This is a genomic window from Nocardia sp. JCM 34519.1 (genome assembly GCF_020361265.1).
GTDB lineage: Bacteria > Actinomycetota > Actinomycetes > Mycobacteriales > Mycobacteriaceae > Nocardia > Nocardia arthritidis_A.
Window position 1 is genome coordinate 155694 of the sequence record NZ_JAIRBR010000001.1, and the last position, 16182, is coordinate 171875.

General features: G+C 66.2%; 18 protein-coding genes and 1 tRNA gene. 9 read left to right on the plus strand and 10 right to left on the minus strand.

The genetic code is table 11. The features are described from left to right. Nucleotides 1–5 precede the first annotated feature (5 nt). Both LGY53_RS00745 and LGY53_RS00750 read left to right on the plus strand, forming a co-directional pair. The gene (locus LGY53_RS00745) at nt 6–182 is read left to right on the plus strand and encodes an excisionase family DNA-binding protein (protein ID WP_225724692.1); all 177 of its coding nucleotides are present in this window, start codon (nt 6–8) and stop codon (nt 180–182) included. Between the two features lie 3 nt (nt 183–185). Beyond that, the gene (locus LGY53_RS00750) at nt 186–1460 is read left to right on the plus strand and encodes a site-specific integrase (protein WP_225724693.1); all 1275 of its coding nucleotides are present in this window, start codon (nt 186–188) and stop codon (nt 1458–1460) included. 97 nt (nt 1461–1557) lie between these two features. Here LGY53_RS00750 and LGY53_RS00755 read toward each other — a convergent pair. Beyond that, nucleotides 1558–1630: transfer RNA gene (locus LGY53_RS00755), tRNA-Ala, on the minus strand. Between the two features lie 110 nt (nt 1631–1740). Between LGY53_RS00755 and LGY53_RS00760 the strand changes: the two genes are divergently transcribed. Further along, nucleotides 1741–3114, plus strand: a complete 1374-nt coding sequence (locus tag LGY53_RS00760) for a DUF222 domain-containing protein (RefSeq protein WP_225724694.1) — start codon at nt 1741–1743, stop codon at nt 3112–3114. A gap of 99 nt (nt 3115–3213) precedes the next feature. Here the strand turns inward: LGY53_RS00760 and LGY53_RS00765 are convergent, their stop codons facing one another. Next, complete coding sequence (locus tag LGY53_RS00765; protein WP_225725644.1) at nt 3214–3915, minus strand: thioredoxin domain-containing protein; 702 nt, start codon at nt 3913–3915, stop codon at nt 3214–3216. A 252-nt stretch (nt 3916–4167) separates the two neighbouring features. On the opposite strand from LGY53_RS00765, the gene LGY53_RS00770 reads away from it, so the two are divergent. Then, nucleotides 4168–4902 carry a thioredoxin domain-containing protein gene (locus LGY53_RS00770; RefSeq protein ID WP_225724695.1) on the plus strand — a complete coding sequence of 245 codons (735 nt, stop codon included), beginning with the start codon at nt 4168–4170 and terminating at the stop codon, nt 4900–4902. 50 nt (nt 4903–4952) lie between these two features. On the opposite strand, the gene LGY53_RS00775 is transcribed toward LGY53_RS00770, so the two are convergent. Further along, the gene (locus tag LGY53_RS00775) at nt 4953–5486 is read right to left on the minus strand and encodes a CGNR zinc finger domain-containing protein (protein WP_225724696.1); all 534 of its coding nucleotides are present in this window, start codon (nt 5484–5486) and stop codon (nt 4953–4955) included. Nucleotides 5487–5533: 47 nt separating this feature from the next. Here LGY53_RS00775 and LGY53_RS00780 point away from each other — a divergent pair, with 47 nt between their 5' ends. Then, on the plus strand, nt 5534–6502 hold the full coding sequence (locus LGY53_RS00780; RefSeq protein ID WP_225724697.1) for a DMT family transporter: 969 nt from the start codon (nt 5534–5536) through the stop codon (nt 6500–6502). On the opposite strand, the gene LGY53_RS00785 is transcribed toward LGY53_RS00780, so the two are convergent. Further along, nucleotides 6496–6642 carry a DUF1059 domain-containing protein gene (locus LGY53_RS00785; RefSeq protein WP_167477271.1) on the minus strand — a complete coding sequence of 49 codons (147 nt, stop codon included), beginning with the start codon at nt 6640–6642 and terminating at the stop codon, nt 6496–6498. The genes LGY53_RS00780 and LGY53_RS00785 overlap by 7 nt on opposite strands. Before the next feature lie 143 nt (nt 6643–6785). After that, nucleotides 6786–8348: a beta-N-acetylhexosaminidase gene (locus LGY53_RS00790; protein ID WP_225724698.1), complete on the minus strand. Its 1563-nt coding sequence runs from the start codon at nt 8346–8348 to the stop codon at nt 6786–6788. 315 nt (nt 8349–8663) lie between these two features. Between LGY53_RS00790 and LGY53_RS00795 the strand changes: the two genes are divergently transcribed. Then, the gene (locus LGY53_RS00795; protein ID WP_225724699.1) at nt 8664–9518 is read left to right on the plus strand and encodes a GNAT family N-acetyltransferase; all 855 of its coding nucleotides are present in this window, start codon (nt 8664–8666) and stop codon (nt 9516–9518) included. On the opposite strand, the gene LGY53_RS00800 is transcribed toward LGY53_RS00795, so the two are convergent. Both LGY53_RS00800 and LGY53_RS00805 read right to left on the minus strand, forming a co-directional pair. Beyond that, the gene (locus LGY53_RS00800) at nt 9515–10078 is read right to left on the minus strand and encodes a hypothetical protein (RefSeq protein ID WP_225724700.1); all 564 of its coding nucleotides are present in this window, start codon (nt 10076–10078) and stop codon (nt 9515–9517) included. The two genes, LGY53_RS00795 and LGY53_RS00800, sit on opposite strands and share 4 nt — an antisense overlap. 87 nt (nt 10079–10165) lie before the next feature. Next, a complete protein-coding gene (locus LGY53_RS00805) occupies nt 10166–11503 on the minus strand; it encodes an aspartate aminotransferase family protein (protein WP_225724701.1) in 1338 nt (445 codons plus the stop codon). A gap of 87 nt (nt 11504–11590) precedes the next feature. Here LGY53_RS00805 and LGY53_RS00810 point away from each other — a divergent pair, with 87 nt between their 5' ends. Beyond that, nucleotides 11591–12511 (plus strand): LysR family transcriptional regulator, encoded by a 921-nt coding sequence (locus LGY53_RS00810; RefSeq protein ID WP_225724702.1) that lies wholly within the window; start codon nt 11591–11593, stop codon nt 12509–12511. A gap of 2 nt (nt 12512–12513) precedes the next feature. On the opposite strand, the gene LGY53_RS00815 is transcribed toward LGY53_RS00810, so the two are convergent. Together LGY53_RS00815 and LGY53_RS00820 are read right to left on the minus strand one after the other, a co-directional pair. After that, entirely contained in the window at nt 12514–13206 is a 693-nt protein-coding gene (locus LGY53_RS00815) for an alpha/beta hydrolase (RefSeq protein WP_225725645.1), read from the minus strand. After that, entirely contained in the window at nt 13206–13451 is a 246-nt protein-coding gene (locus LGY53_RS00820) for a hypothetical protein (protein ID WP_225724703.1), read from the minus strand. The genes LGY53_RS00815 and LGY53_RS00820 overlap by 1 nt, the downstream gene beginning before the upstream one ends. A gap of 154 nt (nt 13452–13605) precedes the next feature. Here LGY53_RS00820 and LGY53_RS00825 point away from each other — a divergent pair, with 154 nt between their 5' ends. Continuing rightward, nucleotides 13606–13881 (plus strand): MerR family DNA-binding protein, encoded by a 276-nt coding sequence (locus tag LGY53_RS00825; RefSeq protein ID WP_255664428.1) that lies wholly within the window; start codon nt 13606–13608, stop codon nt 13879–13881. A 391-nt stretch (nt 13882–14272) separates the two neighbouring features. Continuing rightward, the gene (locus LGY53_RS00830; RefSeq protein ID WP_225724704.1) at nt 14273–15604 is read left to right on the plus strand and encodes a glycosyltransferase 87 family protein; all 1332 of its coding nucleotides are present in this window, start codon (nt 14273–14275) and stop codon (nt 15602–15604) included. Here LGY53_RS00830 and LGY53_RS00835 read toward each other — a convergent pair. Next, nucleotides 15559–16125 (minus strand): TetR/AcrR family transcriptional regulator, encoded by a 567-nt coding sequence (locus LGY53_RS00835; RefSeq protein WP_225724705.1) that lies wholly within the window; start codon nt 16123–16125, stop codon nt 15559–15561. The two genes, LGY53_RS00830 and LGY53_RS00835, sit on opposite strands and share 46 nt — an antisense overlap. Nucleotides 16126–16182 lie beyond the last annotated feature (57 nt).

Here is a 16182-nt window from a genome sequence, read left to right on the forward strand (position 1 = left end):
GGGAAATGGGTAAGTTCATGACTGTTCAGCAAGCGGCTGATGAGCTTCAGGTCAGTCGGTGGATGGTGTACCAGCTGATCTGGTCCGGGCAGGTGAAGTCGGTGATGGTTGGCCGATGTCGCCGTGTTGTTCGGCAGTCGTTCGAGACCTACGTCTCCGCGCTGATCGATGAGGCGGCGTAGTCGATGCCGGAGGACGAGAAGCCGATTCGGCAAGCCAAGCCGAGCAAGAAACGGAATCCGAACGGCTCCGGCACGATCGGCGCGCGCAAGGACGGCCGGTACGAGCTGAAGCTGTTCGTAGACACGCCGGATGGCAATCGCAAGCGAGTCAGCGTGTACGGCGCGACATGGGATGAGGCCGATGCCGAACGTACGCGGCTGAAGGAGTTGCAGCGCAAGGGAATTCCGGTTGATGTCACGACGATGACGGTTGCCCAGTACATGTCGTACTGGCTGGAGGAGATCGCCGAACCGAAGATCCGGCGCACCACCTATGCCACCTACGAGGGTGATGTCCGGCTGCACATCATTCCCGGGCTCGGCAAGCGCAAGCTTAAGAAGCTGGAGGCCCGCCACGTCCGGGATTTCGTCAACGGGCTGCGCAAGAAGTGCCAGTGCTGCGCGCAGGAGAAGGACGCCAAGCGGGCAGTGCCTCGCTGCTGTGCGAAGACGAAACCAGAATGTTGCGGCAACGTCCTGTCGATTCATTCGGTGCGGCATGTCCTGCGGGTGCTCCGCGTCGCGTTGCAGGACGCGAAAGAAGAGGAATTGATCAGTCGCAACGTCGCGCGGTCGGTGAAGCTTCGGGGCGCTGGCGACTACAAACCGCGAGCACTGAGCGAGATCGACGCGCGTCAGCTGCTGAAGGTGGCCGAGGAACATCGGCTACATGCACTGTGGGCGGTCATGCTCGCGATGGGTCTGCGGCGTGGTGAAGCGCTCGGATTACGTTGGGAGGAAACGAATCTCGATGCAGGTCGTCTCGTGATCCGGTACGGGTTGCATCGAGTGGACGGCGAGCTGAAGCTGGAAGAGGTCAAGACTGATGGCTCTCGCGCGACGCTTCCCATTCCGGCACCGCTAATTCCGATCCTGCGTCAGCATCGCAAGAACCAATTGGAGGAACGATTCGCGGCCGGTGACCAGTGGCAGGAATCGGGCCTAATCTTCACGACGAAGCTGGGACGGCCGATCGAACCCCGAAACGTGAACCGAATGTTTGCGAAGCTGCTCGAGAAGGCGCGGGTCCGGCCGGTCCGGGTGCAGGATCTCCGCCACTCCTGCGCGACGGTGCTGTTCACGCTCGGGGTGGACGCTGCGACGGTCCAAGCGATCCTGCGGCACAGTTCGATCACGGTGACGACGGGCATCTACCTTGAGGTGATCGAACGAGTGAAGCGGGATGCCCTCGATGCGATGGACGTGCTATTCGATTCGGCCGATGACACTGCGGGATGAACTGTCGTCATGCGTGTCGTCAACTGCCGATGATCGAACAATGGATAGAACAAAGGCCAGACCCGGAAACCGTCCCGGACCTGGCCTTTTGTTCGAGTGGAGCTAAGGGGACTCGAACCCCTGACCCCCACACTGCCAGTGTGGTGCGCTACCAGCTGCGCCATAGCCCCTGGTTGGGTGCGCTCCGGGTTTCCCGTGCGCCTGAATGAAGTTACACCACGGGGATCTCGGCGGCCAAATCGCCTGGATTGGGCGCGGATTATGACCTAGACTCGAACACATGTTCGATCACAATGATCTCTCGACTGTGGACTTGCAGGCCATGAGTGACGAGGGGCTGATCGATGCCCTTCGCGTGGCACACGGGTCGGTGGCGACGGCGCAGGCGGCGGAGGTGTTCGCGGTGCGGGAGCTGTACCGGCGGCATCGTGCGGCGAGTGCGGAGCCTGGGCCGGATGGGGTGCGGGCGGGCGAATTCGCGGCTACGGAGGCGGCGCTCGCGCTGCGCGTCGACGAGGCGACGGCGGGCGCGCTGATCGATATCGGTTTGGCGCTGGAGGATTCGCTGCCGCGCACGCGGGCGGCGTTCGCGCGCGGGCGAATCGATCTGGCGCAGGTGCGGGTGATCGTCGACAGCACGCGGGCGGTGGCGCGCGAGGCGTTGGACGAGCTCGAACCGGAACTGCTCGCGACGGCGGAGCACAGCACGCCCAACCGGCTGTGGCAGGCGGCGCGGCGCTGGGTGATGCGGCTGGATCCCGTTGGGGCGCAACGGCGCCGGGAACGCCGCCAGGACGACCGAGATGTGCGCATCCGCACCATGCGCGACAGTATGGCGGTATTCGACGGCCTGCTACCCGCACCCGGCGCGCAGACGGTGGCGATGCGATTGCGCGAGATGAGTCTGCAGGTGTGCGCGGCCGATCCACGCACCATGCCGCAGCGCCGCGCCGATGCGCTCGTCGCGCTCGCCGACGGCTCCGGTCGATTGCGATGCGGTTGCGGGCGCGGCGCGCGCTGCCCGAATAACGCCGTGCCGAGCGAACCGCCGCGCAGGCCGCTGATCCAGATCGGAATTCCGGCCGACACCCTGCTCGGCATGCGTGAGGCGCCCGCCTTCCTGGCCGGTTACGGACCGATCGATGCCGCGCTCGCCCGCATCCTGGCCGAACAGGCCCGCTTCGAGGTGATTCCGGAACGGCCGGACGGCGCGGACGCGCTATCCGAACGCGAGGTGCGTGCGATGGACGGCATGTGCCGCTTCCCCGGCTGCATACTCCCTGCCGCCGAATCGGATCTCACGAACCTCGACGCGAAACAGATATCGCTGTGCTCCCGCCATCTACGCCTGAAAACCTTGGCGGACAAGGGAAAACGAGGTTGGCAGGTGGAGTTCGCCCGCCACGACCGGTTGGACTGGCGCACTCCGACCGGCGAGCGGCACAGCACGTTTCGCGAGGGCGCGCGATACTTGTTCCCGCACACCGACATCGGGGCATCGATCGTCGAATTTCCAACCACGACAATCGAACCGGATAAGAAGGCGGATCTCACGCATCCGTTGCACGGCCACGTCATGCTGCACCGGCAACTGTCCCGTATCGCGCCCGACGATGAAATCCCGGACAACGCGGCAAGTTCCGCGTCCAATTGACCATCGGAATGCTCGACGCCCTGCGGACCAGGGGCTGGGATATGCCGCATCGTCGAGCGGGCCGGGCCGTCGACTGGTGGCGACGGCCCGGCCCCAACATCACTTGGTGAGCGAGACCACCCATTCGGAATTGCGCCAATCCACCTTCTTGCCACCGTCGAGCACCGTAGGAGTTCCGGCATCTTTACCGATCGCGGCATGCAGCGAATCCATCCCCGCGTTCGCATCGGCTTTGGCGGCATCGATCCGCGAGCCGCCGCCGATGCACTGCACCACCGATTCCGGCGCGCCGGCCACCCGGGCGACGGCGGCGAGCTCGTCGTTGCTCAGGTCGTTGCCGCCCTCCTTCGGCTGCTTGTCGGTGAAGAGCAGCTCATGGAATTTCGAGTACACCGGACCCGAACCAGCTTGCGCCACACACTGATTCGCGGCTATCGCCCTGGTCGAGTAGTTCTTGCTGCCGGATCGCTGGTCGAGGAAGTTCAGCAGGTGGTACCGCACGGCGAGCTTGCCTTCGTCGATCTGCTGTGCGATCTCCTGCCCGTGGATGCGCTCGAGCGACCCGCAGGCGGGGCACAGCGGATCCTCGTAGAGGTCGATGGTCTTGGCGGCGCCGTCCTTGCCGAGCAGGATCACCCCGTCCTGCTGCACGGCCGAGTGCACATTCTGGTCGCGGACCGGACCGTAGCCGTCGTTGCGGATGCTCGGCTCGTCGTGCCCCCACCGGAACGCCAGAATCACGATCAACACGACGAGGGCGAGCGCGACGCCGCCGAGCGCGTAGGTGGTTTTGCTGGACATCGGACGCGGGTTGTAGTTCGAACGCGATTCGCTCACCCGAACCACTCTGCCGCAACCGCTACACCGGATTCGCTCCGGGCGGGGCGGGCGCGCCGTGTGTCACATCCGCCCGAACAGGTAGCTAGGGATTTTCTAAGGTTCGTTGTCCATGATGGCGCTGGCGTGCCCGGCCGAGGCGGCGGGGCGATTTGGACGACGACAGGAAGGCGGGTTGATCCCGAGGTGAGCAGACGGTCTGGTCGAAAAGGTGCGGTGACGGCGGCGCGGCAGGCCGGACGCGGGCGCGGTGTCCTGGTCCAGGTGCTGGTCGCCGGGGTGCTGGTCGCTTTGGTCGCCGGAATCGGCATCAGCTTGGCGGTCCGCCGCTCACACGACAACGTCGCGATTCCGGCGATTACCGGGCAATCGCAGAGCGGTGTTGTCGGCTCGCTCACCGACACCGGCGCCATCCGCATCGGCAAACCGGATGCCGGGGTCACCGTGCGGATCGTCTCCGACGCCCAGTGCCCGTACTGCAAGCTGTTCGAATCCGCGAGCGCCGCGACGCTGACCGACGCGATCCGAAAGGGCACCGCGGCTGTCGAATACAACATCGTCTCGTTCCTGGACCCGGCCTCCTCCGGCACCAGGTATTCCACCCGCGCCGCGAACGCCGCGTACGTCGTCGCCGCGGCGGATCCGGCGAAGTTCCCGGACTGGGTGGCCGCCCTGTTCGCCCAGCAGCCCCCGGAGGGCGGCACCGGCCTGACCGACGAGCAACTGGTCCAGCTCTCCGCGGCCGCCGGTTACACCGATCCCGCTGTCGCCCAGGCGATCACGGGCGGCAAGTACGACGCGTACGTGCAAAAGGTCAGCAGAGATGTCGCGAAGAGCGGTATCACGGCCACCCCATCGGTTTTCGTGAACGGCAGGCAACTCACGTCGCAGCAGGACCTCTACGGCCCGGACGGACTGCGGAAGGCCATCGACGCGGCCGAAGAGTCGTGACCATCCCACCGTCTGGGCACGGCTCAACCTAGCGAACAGGTCTGCCGCGATCAGGATTTCATCCTGGCGCGGTAGGCCGCGACGGCGTTGCGGTTGCCGCACGCGGTACTGCAGTAGCGCCGGGACCGGTTCCGCGATGAATCGAAAACGATTCCCTCGCAAGACTTGTCGGCACAGATGGACAGCCTGCTCAATTCGTCGGCACGGATCAGATCGACCATCGCCATCGCGGTCTCGACGGCGATTCGCACCGCGAGCGGGGCCGCCGCGGGCACCGCGTGAATGTGGTAGTCGAGGTCGTCGTGCCGGACCAGTTGCGGCAGCGCCCGATTCGCGGCCAGGGTCTCGTTCACCAGCCGCACCGCGGTATCGCGGTCGCCGGTGAGCATGCGGCGCAGCGGCGGCCGCAGCGCGCGTACCGCCGCCAACTCCTCGGCATCGCCCGCATGTACTCCCGTATATGCGAACTTCACGAAAAAGGCGTCCAGCTGGGCGATTTCGGTCAGCGTGTCCGGCGGTTCCGCCGAATTGACCAGCTCAACCGCGGCCCGCAGCGCGCATTCGATGTCATCAGCGAAAAGCACTTTGACATATTACGTCATCGCCCCTAGCGTAATGAGCCATGGTGACGATGACCCATGACAGGACCGTATCGCGGCTCCGATCCGGACTGATCTGCGCGGTGGCGTCCGCCTCGTCGTTCGCGCTGTCCGGCCCGCTTGCTCGCGGTTTGATGAATGCGGGCTGGAGTTCGGCATCCGTCGTCGCGGTCCGGGTGCTGGTGGCCGCGGCCGTCCTCGCACCCATCGCCGCCGTACAGCTGCGCGGGAACTGGCAGCTGTTGCGCCGCAACATACTTCTGCTCACCGCGTACGGACTGGTCGCGGTGGCGGGCACGCAACTCGCCTATTTCAACGCCGTCGCCCGATTGCCGGTCGGCGTCGCCCTGCTGATCGAATACACCGCACCGATCGCGGTGGTCGGCTGGCTGTGGCTGCGGCATCGCGAGCGGCCGGGAACCATCACGGTTCTCGGCGGTGCGGTCGGCATCGTCGGCCTGCTGCTGGTGATCGATCTGCGCTCCGATACGCCCACCAGTTGGCTGGGCGTCATCTGGGCGCTCACGGCGATGATCGGCGCCGCGGCCTATTTCGTGCTCTCCACCAAGGGCGACGGCACGCTACCCGGCACCGTCCTCGCCGCGGGCGGACTGCTCATCGGCGGAGCCGCTCTGCTCGCGGCCGGTGCGATCGGCGTCGTTCCGCTGGCCGCGACCACGAATCCGGTTGTCTTCCAAGGGTTTACCACTCAATGGTGGATACCGGTGCTGATACTGGGCACGGTCACCGCGGCACTCGCCTACGTCGCGGGCATCGCGGCCACCCGCCTGCTCGGCGCCCGCCTCGCCGCCTTTTTCGGCCTGTTCGAGGTGCTCGCCACGCTGGGATTCGCCTGGGCACTGCTCGGCGAGACACCGCGCCCCAGCCAATTGCTCGGCGGCGCACTGATTCTCACCGGTGTTGTGGTTGTCCGCCGGGGCGAGTCGACCGAAGTCGCCCGCGCACTCGACGGACAATCGACCGTCGTGAAGGCTCAGTAGGCGATGAAGAGGATCTCGTCGCGCGAATAGTCGTGCCCGGGATGCTTGTCCGCGAGGTGCGCCTTCGTCTTCTCGACCAGATCGTCCTCGTCGACGCCGGTTATGTACTCACCACAGGGGCAGTTGAGCCTGGTCTTCATCTCGTCTCTTCCCATCATCGATAGATCGACATCCCCACCATCATCCACCGACACCGAACCCCTTGCACCCCAGCGGTATCGAGCACGCCGAAGGGCGGACGCACCGTCCGGTGCGCCCGCCCGTGAAACCGCCTGCTACGGAGCTACTTCCAGTCCACCTGCGGCGACCGGTAGAAGTTGATGCCCTGTGCGGTCCAGATCAACCCCTGCTTGGCGAGCCGGGCACGATAGCTGTCCCAGTTGTGCGTCGCGGCGGGCGACCAGCCGATCTCGGCGATACCCGCGAGCCGGGGGAATGCCTGGTATTCGATATCGGCGCTGGTGCGCAGGGTTTCCGACCAGATCGGCGCCTCGACACCGGCGATCTGATCCTCCGAAAGCCCCTGCAGGAAGGTGGCGGGATCCCAGTCGTAGGAATCCTTCACCTCCACATACCCGGCCCAGTGCAGACCCAGCGGGTCGTCCGGGGTGTATTTCATATCCAGATACGCCTTGTTGGCCGGCGCCATCAGAATCTTATTGCCCCGCCCCGCCGCCGCGACCACATCGGAATTGCTGTTGGCGGTATCCCAATATTCGGGAATGGCCGAGGTCGGCGGATTCGCGACAACGATATTGTGCCAGGCCTGAATTTTCTTGTCGTACTGGGCGGCCAGCGGCATCACCTTCTGATAGAAGGCGTTGTAGTCGGCCGGCGAGGTGGAATGCGCCTCGTCGCCGCCGAGATCGATGTACGGGCCGGGTGTGAGGGCCGCCAATTCGCTGATGACGTCCTCGACGAATTTGTAGGTGGTGGGGCTGGGAATGCACAGCGAACTGTAACCGACCTCGATATCGGTGCGCGGCGGCACCGGCTTGCCGTCACAGTTCAGTTCGCCATACGAGGCCTGCGCGGCATTGGTGTGGCCGGGCATATCGACCTCGGGCACCACCGTAATGTGCCGGGATGCCGCGTAATTGACGATATCGGTGTACTGATCCTGGGTGTAGTAACCGCCCGGATCGCCGTTCACCGCGGTCTGGCCGCCGATTTCGGCCAGCTTCGGCCAGCTCTTGATCTCGATGCGCCAGCCCTGATCGTCGGTCAGGTGCAGGTGCAGCGTGTTGATCTTGTATTGGGCCACCTCATCGATGTACCGCTTGACCTGATCGGGCGTGAAGAAGTGCCGCGCGACATCCAGCATGGCGCCCCGCCGGGCGAATCGCGGATAGTCGAGCACCGTACCGCCCGACACCGTCCAATTCTGTTGCTGCACATCGGTTTTATTGATGGCTGCCGGGAACAGCTGTCGCAGCGACTGTATTCCCTCGAACAGGCCGTCGGTGGTGTTGGCGCTCAGCGTGATTCCGTCGTTGGCTACGGCGAGCTTATAGCCCTCGTTGCCGACGTCCGGACCGGCGTCGCCGAGGCACAGGGTGATCCCGGGCTTGGATCGGTCGCTCGGGTCGACCACCGGCAGCGCGAATCCGGTCGCGGGCCGCAGCAATTGACCGAGATATTCGGCGACATCCTGGGCTTGATATTCGGCACGGATCACGCTGTCGCTGGTGAGCGTGAAATCGCCGTTCGGGTCGGCCTGCGCCTGCACGGGCACCGGCACGATATCGTTCACGGTTCGTTCGGCCGACGGGTTATCGGCAACGGCGGAACCGGTCAGTCCGGGCAGGCCGAGCACGGTCAGCCCCAACGCGGCACCGAATACCAAGGGAGATAATAACTTCCGCAAAATACACCTCCAGTCCAGCGGAGCGGACACGAAGGGAGCGGACCGTAATCCGCCGGCCACTCTATTCTCGACGCGACCAATTCCCTTCTGCTGCCCACTATTTCACAGATGAAGGAAAGATCGACTGGGGAGCGGATTCGACGGTGTGGGGAATGGATTTCGCTGCGCGACACCGATTCTCGGGTACAGACCTAACCGATCACAGCGGCTACGAGCCGTAGATCCACCGGAACGAACCCGATCGGACCGGAAAATCATTTGTGCCGATCGGCGCCCCGGGTGACCATGCATCCCATGTCTTCCGAACCGGGGCTCTTCACGGATATCGCACTCGCCGAGCGGATCGAGCGAGCCGAGCGGTCGTTGGTCGAGGCGGGGGCGGTGGCGGCCGCGTGCCGGGAGCCGCGGGTGTGCACGGTCGAACTCGGCAGTGGGCTCGCGGTGTGGGTGGGGCCGGGTTCGCCGCTCGACAAGGTGGTCGGGGCCGGGATGGGCGGCGATTTCGATGATGGGGCGCTGGATGCGGCGGAGCGCGCCTTCGCCGAACAGGAGACGCCGGTCCAGTTCGAGGTGTCGACGCTCGCCGATCCCGCGCTCGTCCAGCAGCTGACCCGGCGCGGCTATGTGCTGACCGGGTTCGAGAACGTGCTCGGGCGGCGGCTCACACCGGGTCCGGCGGCGCGGGTCTCGAACGGGATCGCGATCGAAACCGTTGCGCCGGCGGACTTCGACACCTGGATCGATGTCGTCGCCACCGCCTTCGCGACACCCGATACCCAGGGCGTCGTCTCACATGAGGAGCACGACCGGTCGGCGATCGCCGACGCGATCACCGATATGTCCTCGGCGAGCGGCTATTCCGGCTCGCTGGCGCGGATCGGCGGTGTGCCCGTCGGCGGTGCGAGCCTGCGGCTCAGCGACGGTATCGCCCAATTCTGCGGCGCGGCAACGCTGCCGGAGTTCCGTTGCCGGGGTGTGCAGGGCGCACTGCTCGACGCCCGGCTCGCGACCGCCGCGGCGGCCGGCTGCGACCTCGCCGTCGTCACCACGCTGCCCGGCTCGAAATCACAGCAGAATGTACAGAAGCTCGGCTTCCAGCTGCTCTACGCGCGGGCCATCCTGGTGCGCACATTCGAAACATCGAGCTAATCAACGGCTCTCATGCCGCGGGAGACCAGATCCCATACCGGACCGAACACGAACCACACCCCGACGACGCCCCACGAACGACCGATCCATCCCCACAGCGGGCCCGACTGATCGCCCCTCGCCACCGTCGCGATGATCAGCAGCAGCACCGCCGACGCGATGGTCGCCGCGAGCACCACCCGGCCCCACTCCCGCCATGTCGCGGCCAACGCCTCCCGAGATCCCTTGGCGGGCTTGACCGGTGGCGGCCCACCCGCGAAGCGGTGCGCGAAGCGAGTATCCGCCCAGCGCACCATCGCGGGCCCGAACGCGACGCTGACGCCGAGGTAGACCGCCGCGAGCCCGTGCACGGCGCCCGGCTGGGCGCCGCGGTGCAGGTCGATCGCGGTCGCCACGAGCAGTGCGATATCGAGTAACGGTATGCCCCCGAGCAATACGGCGCCCACCGGCCGCAACCGCAGCGGATAGCGCGCGACCAGCCCGGCGACGAGCAGTACCCACAGCCCGACCTCCGAGACGACGATCATGGTGGCCACCGGATTGTCCCGAACGATATCCATCAGACCTCCCCTGGAACGAACCCGGCCACCGAGCCACGCTAACGACGCCCACCCGGCCGACGCGTCCTACGAAAGACCCACCCGCGCTCACCCGAAAGTGCGAGCGGCGTCGGCTATCGCCTGGTCGAGAATCGAAAGCCCAAGGGACAGTTCGTCTTCGGTGGCGGTCAGCGGCGGAGCGATGCGGAATACCGCGCCCATGCCCGGCAGTTGGACGATATTCATGTGTAGACCGAGTTCGAGGCACCGGCGGGTGACCGCAGCGCCGAGTTCGTCGGAGGGCCGCTTGGTCTCCCGGTCGGCGACCAGTTCCAGACCGGCGAGCAGGCCGCGGCCGCGGATATCGCCGACCACGCTGTGGCGCTGGGCGATTCGCTCCAACCCCTGCCGCAGGAACGCGCCGAGCTCGGTGGCCCGCCGATCGAGTCCGTCGCGTTCGAGAATGTCGAGCACGGTATTGCCGACGGCGGCGACCAGCGGGTCGGAGACATGAGTGGTGAAGAAGAGGTACCCGCGATCGTGTGCGGCCGCCTCGATTTCGGCGCTGGTGATCACCGCCGCGAGCGGCAGCCCGGCGCCGAGGGTTTTGGACAGGGTGAGGATGTCGGGGACGATGCCGTCGCGCTCGAAGGCGTACCAGGTTCCGGTACGGCACAGTCCGGTTTGCGCCTCGTCGAGGATCAGCAGCATGCCGCGCTCATCGCATTTATCGCGCAGCGCGGCGAAATAGCCGGGCGGCGGTTCGACGATGCCGCCGGAACTGAGAATGGGTTCGACGAGGCAGGCGGCCAGGCTGCCGACGGATTGCGCGTCGATCAGGTCGAATGCGAAATCGAGCTGGCGGCGCCAGTCGAATTCGCCTTCGGGTGTTATGAAATCGGGTCGGTAGGCATTGGGCGCCGGGATGGCGAAATTGCCGGGCGCGGCGGGTCCGTAGCCGCTGCGGCCCGCGCTGTAGGTCGCGCTCGCGGCGGCCTGGGTCATGCCGTGCCACGACCTGGCGAACGACACGATCTCGTGTTTACCGGTGACCAGCTTGGCCATTCGCAACGCCGCCTCGTTCGATTCGGCGCCGGTGGTGAGCAGCAGTACCTTCTCCAGCGGCGCGGGCAGTGAATCGGCAAGGCGGCGTGCGAGATTCACGACCGGACGGCTGAGCATGCCGCTGAACAGATGGTCGAGCTCGCCGATCCGGTCGCACACGGTGGCGACGATCTCCGGATGTGCGTGCCCGAGAATGGCGCTCATCTGCCCGGAGGTGAAATCCAGTATCTCCCTTCCACTTTCGGTGTAGACGAAACTGCCCGCCGCGCGGGTGATGATCTCCCTGGTGAAATCGCCCGCACCGGCGTAGCGCACGAGATGGCGGTCGGCGTCGGCCCAGAAGTCGCGAGCGGGGCTGATTCTCGGGGTCGCGATGGTCATGTGCGCAACGGTAGGTCCGGTCCGAGCATCGCGTCCATCTCACAATTCCGGTTGTACTGTTCGGCTCAGCCGTACAACACTAGTCGGATGTTGAACCCGTGGCGGCTGCGCCTGCTCAGTCAGCTCGACACCCTCGGCACGGTCCGCGCGGTGGCCCAGGCGGCCGATATGAGCGCGTCGAGCGTGTCCCAGCAGCTCGCGGTGCTGGAATCGGAGACACGCACCCAGCTGCTCGAACGCACCGGCCGCCGGGTCCGGCTCACCCCCGCCGGGCTGATGCTGGCCCGCCGCGCCAGATCCATCCTCGACCACATGGACACCGTCGAGGCGGAGCTGCACAGCCTGCGGGCCGAACCGGTCGGGGTGGTCCGGCTCGGCGCGTTCCAGAGCGCCATCCACGCGCTCGCGGTGCCCGCGGTGACCGAGCTCGCGCAGACCCATCCGCGGTTGAATATCGAAATCGTCGAGCTGGAACCACACGAGAGCATGCCGGCACTGCGGGTCGGCGATGCCGACATCATCGTCACCACACCGGATTTCGTGGAACATCCGCTCGGCCCCGATATCGATATCGTGCCGCTGGCCACCGATCCGATCGTGCTGGTGCTGCCGCCGGACCGGGCCGCCCGCGGGCCCGCCGACCTCGCCGCGTACGCCGACGAGTCGTGGGCCTTCGATCTGCCGCAGTCCTATATGGCGAATCTCGCGACCCGGCTGTGCCGGGAATCGGGTTTCGAACCGCGGGTGATCTGCCGGTTCAGCAACTACATGTTGACGCTGCAGCACGTCGAGGCCGGGCTCTCGATAGCGCTGCTCCCGGAACTGGCCGTCGACCCGCGCTATCGCGTCGTCACCAGGGAACTCGCCGGGCCGGTTACCAGGACGATCACCGCGGTGGTCCGGCAGGGTACCCGCCCGCGCGCCGCGGTCGGCACGGTGCTCACCGCACTGCGGCGGCGCAGCAGGCTGCCCGGCCAGGCCCGGTTCCACCCCTTTCCGGATGAATAGCGTTACGCTGCAAAGGCATTCGCGAGCGCCGCGGCGGCATCGGCGCGGGCGCGGATACTGTCGTCGAACGGATGACGGATGAATTCGTGGATCATGCCCGGATAGCGGATGACGGTGGCCGTGACCCCTGCCGCCGCGAGCCGGCGACCATATTCCTCGCCCTCGTCCCGCAGGGCGTCGTACTCCGCGGTGATGACGAGCGCGGGCGGCAGTCCGGTGAGGTCGGGCGCGAGCAGCGGGGATACCCGCGGATCGAGCTTCTCGGCCGGGTCGTTCAAGTAGTTGTCCATGAACCACCGCTGGCCGTCCCGGGTGATGTTCCCGTACTTGCCCGCGTACTCCCTGATGCTGAAATTCGTTCGGCGGAAGTCGAGATCGGGGTAGATCAGCAGCTGGAACACCAACGTTGGACCGCTCTCGCGAGCCATCGCCGCGACGACGGTCGCCAGATTGCCGCCCGCGCTGTCGCCGCCGACCGCGATGCGCGCCGGATCGGCTCCGATGGCCGCGGCATGGTCCGCGACCCAGCGGGTGGCCGCGAAGCAGGCGTCGGGCGCGGCCGGGAACCGGTGTTCCGGTGCGCGCGGGTAGTCGACCGAAACCACAAGGCACCGAGCGCCGTTCGCGAGAGACCGGCACAGTCCATCGTGAGTATCCAAGTCGCCCAACATGAATCCACCGCCGTGGAAGAACATCAGCACCGGGAACGGTCCGGCCCCGGCGGGCGTATAGATGCGGATGCCGATTGCGCCCTGCCGCCAAGGGATTTCGCGATCGGCGACCGCGGCGACGGGTTCCGGCGAACCGAGTAGCGCGATCTGCCGTCGCCAGCCTTCGCGGGCCTGTTCCGGTTGAAGGTGTGCAGTTCGCCGATGCCGAACCGGGCGAGGCGTTCCAGATGGTCGACGGCCTGCGGATGCGGTTCCGTTGTTTCGTTCATGGTCGTATCGTCTGACTTGAAGCGCGATTCAAGTCAAGGAGTGGGATGACGCTGCTGGATATCGCCGAAGTGGCCGAGCGGTCGGGACTCGCGCCCATCGGCGCTGCGCTTCTACGAGAGGCGCGGGCTGATCCGGTCCGAGGGACGTAACGGCCTGCGCCGCACCTTCCACCCCGACGTGCGGGCGCGGCTGGCGCTGGTGAGCTGCGCCCGCGCGGCGGGTTTCACGCTCGCGCAGATCGCGCGGTTCCTGAAGGCCACCCCCGACGACACCGAGCTGCGCGCGCATATGGCCGTCAAGGCCCGACAGCTCGACGAGGACATCGCCCGTCTGGTCCGGATGCGCGACAGCCTGCGCCACGCCGCGACCTGCACCCATGAGCCGCTGGTGGAATGCCCCGACTTCAAGCTCGCGTTCATGCGGGAATGAAATCCGTTGCCGCGAAAGCACACTCGATAGGTGTAACGTGAGACACACTGGCAGGATTAGTAATAGCCATTAAGTATTGATGGTGTGCAGTGTCACCAACTGGAAATAGGGGCAGGCTCTTAGTCATCCGACGTGTTAGCGTCGGAGCCTTGTGTCGTTGAACGAACAGTGATGAGGGGTGGGCGCCGAATCATGTCGCCAGAGCGGAAAATTGCGCACCGGTCGAACAGCTCGACCGGGGAACATTGTCCGGCACCGACTGCCCAGGTACTCGAAACCCGTTAACTCGCGGCTCCTTTCGGGGGATGCGTGGACCGGCCCGGGGGCGGTGACGGGCAGGGCAGCGGTCGACGCGGTGCGTATTGCCGCTACCTGATGAAGGAATAAGTTCATGGTCACTGTCGCACCGGCGGCAGAGCTTTCCGCTAAACCGGCTGGCGAGCAGCCCGGGAGCTCGCGAACCCTCCTATCGCTCGCCGCAGCACTGATTTTCACGCTCGTATCGATCGCGGTCTGGCTGCTGTTCCTGCGGCCGAACTGGCCGATGTACTGGCATCAGGTCGATCTTCAGGTCTATATGTGGGGCGGGCGGACCGCCGCCGTTCACCCCGAGCAGTTGTATGTCGAGCGGGGGCCGCTGTATCTGCCGTTCCTGTATCCGGTATTCGCCGCGTGGATCTGCGCCGAGCTGGCGCGGTTCCCGATCGACTACGTCGGTAACGGCGTCGCGGTCACGACCATGCTCGCGCTGTACGCGAGCGTGTGGTGCACCGGCAGGCTGCTGCGACTACGCGGGCGCGGGCTGCTCGCGCTGACGCTCGCGGTGGGCAGCGCCGCGCTGTGGTTGGAACCGGTACAGCAGACCTTCCAGTTCGGCCAGGTCAGCGTCATCCTCATGGCGATGGTCCTCGCGGATCTGGCCATGCCCGACCGGTGGTATCGCGGCATTCTGATCGGCATCGCCACCGGCATCAAACTCACCCCTGCGGTATTCATCGTCTACCTGCTCATCACCCGCCGTTTCAAGGCCGCGGGCACGGCCATCGGGGCGTTCGCGGTGACCGTCGCCATCGGGTTCTGGTATCGGCCCGCCCAGGCCTGGCAGTTCTGGACCTCGACCGTCGCATCGCAGGATCGGGTCGGCTTCGCCTACGTGCAGAACCAATCCATCAACGGTGTGTTCGGCCGCCTGCAGTGGACCACCTGGGAACATCATCTGCCCTGGCTCATCGCAGCGGGCGTGCTCGCGGTGGCCGGGATGGCCGCCGCGTGGATCGCGCACCGGCGCGGGGACGAACTCCTCGGCATCCTGCTCGCCGCGGGCGTCACCCTGCTGTGCTCCCCCATCTCCTGGACCCACTACTGGGTCTGGGTGATCCCCGCGCTCATGTGGGCGGTACAGGCACTGTCCGGCCGACCGCTCGTCCTGCGCGCGGCCGTTCCGGTCGCCGTCGGCCTGCTCGCCTTCGCCTGGCCGATGCGGGTGGACCGGATCGGCAACTGGGATCCGGATGTTGCCCTGCTGCCCCAGGGCCTCATCTGGTACGTCCCGCAAACCATGGGCCGCGAATTCCACTGGACCGTAATCCAATTCTTCGTCGGCAACTCCTACACGCTGCTCGGTGGCGCCGCATTCCTCGCCGCGGTGGGCTATCTGATCTACAGTGCGCGACCCGGTCAACGGGCGGGCACGAGCGCGCGTTCGAGCGCGGCGGCGACCTGATCCAGCGGTGCTGTGCCGCCCTCGGTGCGGCACAGCACCAGACCACCTTCCAGCCCGGCGAGTAGCAGCGCGGCCAGGTTCGTCGCATCGGTGTCGTCGAACCCGTTGCGCCCTAGGCAATCTCGGAACGAACCCTGCCAGCGCCGGAAGATCATGCGCGCCGCGTCGAGCAGCGCCGCGTCATCGGGCCCCGCGCCGAGCGCGACGGCCGCGACCGGGCAGCCGGGCGGCTGCCCGCCACCGGTCATCGTCATCTTCGCCCCGGCGAAAATCGCGTGCATGGCCGAGACCGGATCCTGATTCGCGCACACCGCCGCGATGACCGGGCCGACGATGCCATCGATCAACGCGAGCACCTCCTCGGCGAGTTCGGATTTGCCGCCGGGGAAATGGTGGTAGATCACCCCGCGGTGGACGCCCGCCTGGTTTGCGACCTCGCGGATGCCGGTCCCGGCATAGCCCTGTCCGCGAAACAGCAGTAGCGCCTGTTGAATCATCCGGCTCCGCGTATCCCGCGCCACCGCACCCTCCCTTGACTAAGCCACTCGACTTAGAACATACTCCAGGGATCCTAAGTC